Below are 3,072 nucleotides of genomic sequence, written 5' to 3'. Positions count from 1 at the left end.
TTGCGGTGCGCTGCAGAGCCGGGGCCCATCTCGCCGGCGACCTCCCGTGTGGCCCTGGGTCCGGCTCTGCGCAGCAACGCTGGCGCGTTGCGGCGCGTCCGGGACACGCGCCTCAATGACCGCGCCTGATCCCATTCTCGCCATCCACCACCTCCGGCGCCATTGCCGCCCAGGCGCTCGATGCGAACTGCCGCCGCCAGGTCACGATCACGACGGCCGCCGTGGTCACGAACAGCACCCAGGGGCTGACGAACCAGCCGAGATAGCCGAGCGCGAAGAAGAAGGCGCGCTGGCCGCGGTTGAAATGGCGGCCGGCGGATTCGAACAGGCGCGTGGTGCGGATGACATGGGCTTCCGCTTCCGGCGTGCCTCGTTGGCCAGCCGGCGGCATGCCGCCGAACAGGATCGCGACGTAGTTGAACAGCCGATAGGACCAGGCGAACTTGAAGAAGGCGTAGACGCAGATCAGCACGAGGCCGACGCATTTCAGCTCCCACATCGCCGGCGAGGTGCTGAGGTCGACGGGCAGCTTGCTCAGGATCGTGATCGCGTCGTTGGTGGCGTGCAGCAGCGCCAGCGCGCCGCCGAGCGCGATCAGGCTGGTGGAGGCGAAGAAGGCGGTGCCGTTCTGCAGCGAGGCCATGATCTGCATGTCGACCATGCGTGCGTCGCGATCGAGCAGCCGGCGCACCCAGACCTCGCGATAGCGGTTCATGCGCGCCGACAGGCTGTCGCGGCCGTAGGCCGAATGCTCCAGCGTCAGCGCATAGACCAGCCATTCGACGATGAAGAAGCCGACGGCTGTGATGTCGACCCAATGCCTGCTCATCTGTATCTCCTCGGAAGCCGCCACGATTGCCACGCATGGCAGCATGCGGCAACGATTGATTGGCGGCAGGCGATGGCGTTAAAAGCGGCTCGTTTCAAAGCGTTTCGGGAAGGACTGATGACATGGCTGCGCTGAAACTCGCGATCGGCAACAAGAACTACTCGTCATGGTCGATGCGGCCCTGGCTCGCGCTTCGCGCCAACGACATCCCGTTCGTGGAGACGCTGATCCCGCTCTACACCGACAATCCCGCCGACAAGGAGCAGATCCTGTCCTTCAGCCGCGCCGGCAAGGTGCCGGTGCTGGTCGACGGCGACGTCACGGTGTGGGATTCGCTCGCCATCATCGAATACGTCGCCGAGCGCTATCCGGAAGTGAAGCTGTGGCCGGATGATGTCGCCGCGCGCGCGCATGCCCGCTCGGTGTGCGCCGAGATGCATTCCGGCTTCGTGGCGCTGCGCAGCGAATGCGGCATGAACCTGCATCGGCCCGTGCGCGCAATCGCGCTGTCGGCGGACGCCAAGGCCAATGTTGCGCGCATCGAGGAAATCTGGCGCGAGTGCCGCACGCGCTACGGCGCAAAAGGGCCGTTCCTGTTCGGCCGCTTCGGCGCGGCGGACGCGATGTACGCGCCGGTCGTGCATCGCTTGCGTACCTACGCGATCGACGTCGCGCCGGACACCAAGGCCTATATGGAGACGATGATGGCGCTGCCGGCGTTCCAGGAATGGACCCGCGACGGGCTCGCCGAAACGCTCGTTATCGCCAAGTTCGAGGACGCCTGATCGCCCGGGTGCCCGAGGCTGCTGGCCGCGCGGCGGCCGGCGGCGCTCATGGGGCGGAAATTGGCCGCAGGTGGCGGATCACCCCGGCTGCGACCGGCCTGCGACTCGCCGCCCTGACCGAGCGGTCCGGACGGTATCATCGGCCCGCTGGTTCCAGCCCTATCACTCTGAAAAGACTGTAAAATATGCGTGTTTGCCATGCGGGCATCGCGCTGGCCAAAACCACCTTCTGCGTGCTATACAGCGCCTGGGTTTCTGGCCGGCCGTCGCAGTGGGACCATGGGCGAGGCAGGCGTTGTTTGAGTGATGGAGAGGGTGTTGAAGCACAAATTCCCGATTGGAACGCGCGTATTGTTCACGGCCAGCAACGTCGCGCGCCCGGCCGCCAGCGGCTCGTATGAGGTCATCCGTCTGCTGCCGACCGACGGCGACGACTGCCAGTACCGGATCAAGAGCTCGACCGAAGCCTTCGAACGCGTCGCCAAGGAGAGCCAGCTCGCGCTCTCCTGAAGCCGCTCGCGCTCCTGAAGGCTGACGCACCCCGCGCATTGGTGCCATCAGGGAATCGCAACCTGCTGCCGTCAAAAGGCCCGCTTCACCTTCACAAGGTGCACAGGGGCAGTTGCCGATTAGCGGTGCTCGCTTGACCATTCGCTCTCTGCTCGCGTGAGGGGACGTCGCGCATGAACTGGGCATGGGCCACTTCGCTCGACCAAATCTGGCGCTCGCCGGCCTTTCCGATGTGGATGACGCTGGCCGCGGCCGGATTCTTCGGATTGATCCTGCTGATCACGCTGCTGCGCGCTGACAGGTCGGTCGCCAACGGCGCGCTGACGGTGATTACGCTGCTCTCCATCGCGATCGCCGGTGCTGCCACCGTGCGTGTCTACGGACCGGCGGGGCAGGAGGCACCGACCGAGGCGCGCGCGCAAGGCTCCGTCATCGCCAGCCTGCCGGCGTTGTCGTGCCTGGACGATCTCGCCGGCGATGCGGTCGCCATCGGTTGCGAGAAGGCGCTGTTCGGCTCGCCGGATGCTGCGGCTGCGGCCGTGTCCACCACCGCGGCGCGGATCGACCGCCTGACGGCGCTCGGTGATGCCGCGACCGCCGAGAAGAGCCTGACGGCCGACATGAAGGCGCTGCGCAAGTCGCTGGAGCACGATCGCTACGGCCTCGTGGCGCAGGTGCTGGTCGCGCGCGACGGCTGCACGCAGTTCGACTGCGCCGCGTTCCGCGCGCTGACCGACCAGCAGCAGGTCGCCGCCAACATGGATTCCCATCTCTATGATCAGCTGGTCGCGCGCCATGCGCCGACCTGGAACGCGCCTGCAACGGCGATGGCGGCGGCGCCGGCGGGGCTGCCAGCGACCGCGGCGCTCGCCGGGTTGCCGCCGTCGATGCCGACGGGCAAGCCGACCAGCGCAGAGTTCCCGAGCGCATCGTCGACGCCGCCGGTGA

The 3,072-nt window shown here is 67.0% G+C and carries 4 protein-coding genes; 3 read left to right on the top strand and 1 reads right to left on the bottom strand.

Annotation, left to right across the window (positions count from 1 at the left end):
• Positions 1-112: 112 nt before the first annotated feature.
• Entirely contained in the window at positions 113-829 is a 717-nt protein-coding gene (locus tag SE92_RS06365; RefSeq protein ID WP_063203371.1) for a DUF599 domain-containing protein, read from the bottom strand.
• A gap of 122 nt (positions 830-951) precedes the next feature.
• Between SE92_RS06365 and SE92_RS06360 the strand changes: the two genes are divergently transcribed.
• The 3 genes from SE92_RS06360 to SE92_RS06350 form a co-directional block, all read left to right on the top strand.
• Positions 952-1,614 carry a glutathione S-transferase family protein gene (locus SE92_RS06360; protein ID WP_063194964.1) on the top strand — a complete coding sequence of 221 codons (663 nt, stop codon included), beginning with the start codon at positions 952-954 and terminating at the stop codon, positions 1,612-1,614.
• A gap of 306 nt (positions 1,615-1,920) precedes the next feature.
• Positions 1,921-2,124: a hypothetical protein gene (locus tag SE92_RS06355; RefSeq protein ID WP_018321158.1), complete on the top strand. Its 204-nt coding sequence runs from the start codon at positions 1,921-1,923 to the stop codon at positions 2,122-2,124.
• A 173-nt stretch (positions 2,125-2,297) separates the two neighbouring features.
• The coding region (locus tag SE92_RS06350) for a hypothetical protein (RefSeq protein WP_063194963.1) at positions 2,298-3,072 on the top strand (775 nt) is incomplete at its 3' end.

This window comes from Bradyrhizobium sp. AT1, from assembly GCF_001590795.1.
Taxonomy (GTDB): domain Bacteria; phylum Pseudomonadota; class Alphaproteobacteria; order Rhizobiales; family Xanthobacteraceae; genus Bradyrhizobium.
The sequence above is the reverse complement of the archived record's forward strand: the minus strand, read 5'-3'. Positions and strand labels throughout refer to the sequence as shown.

Excerpts from the sequence above, each read along its gene's own strand:
- SE92_RS06365 (WP_063203371.1), bottom strand. The coding sequence starts at position 829 with ATGAGCAGGCATTGGGTCGACATCACAGCCGTCGGCTTCTTCATCGTC.
- SE92_RS06360 (WP_063194964.1), top strand. The coding sequence starts at position 952 with ATGGCTGCGCTGAAACTCGCGATCGGCAACAAGAACTACTCGTCATGG.
- SE92_RS06355 (WP_018321158.1), top strand. The coding sequence starts at position 1,921 with ATGGAGAGGGTGTTGAAGCACAAATTCCCGATTGGAACGCGCGTATTG.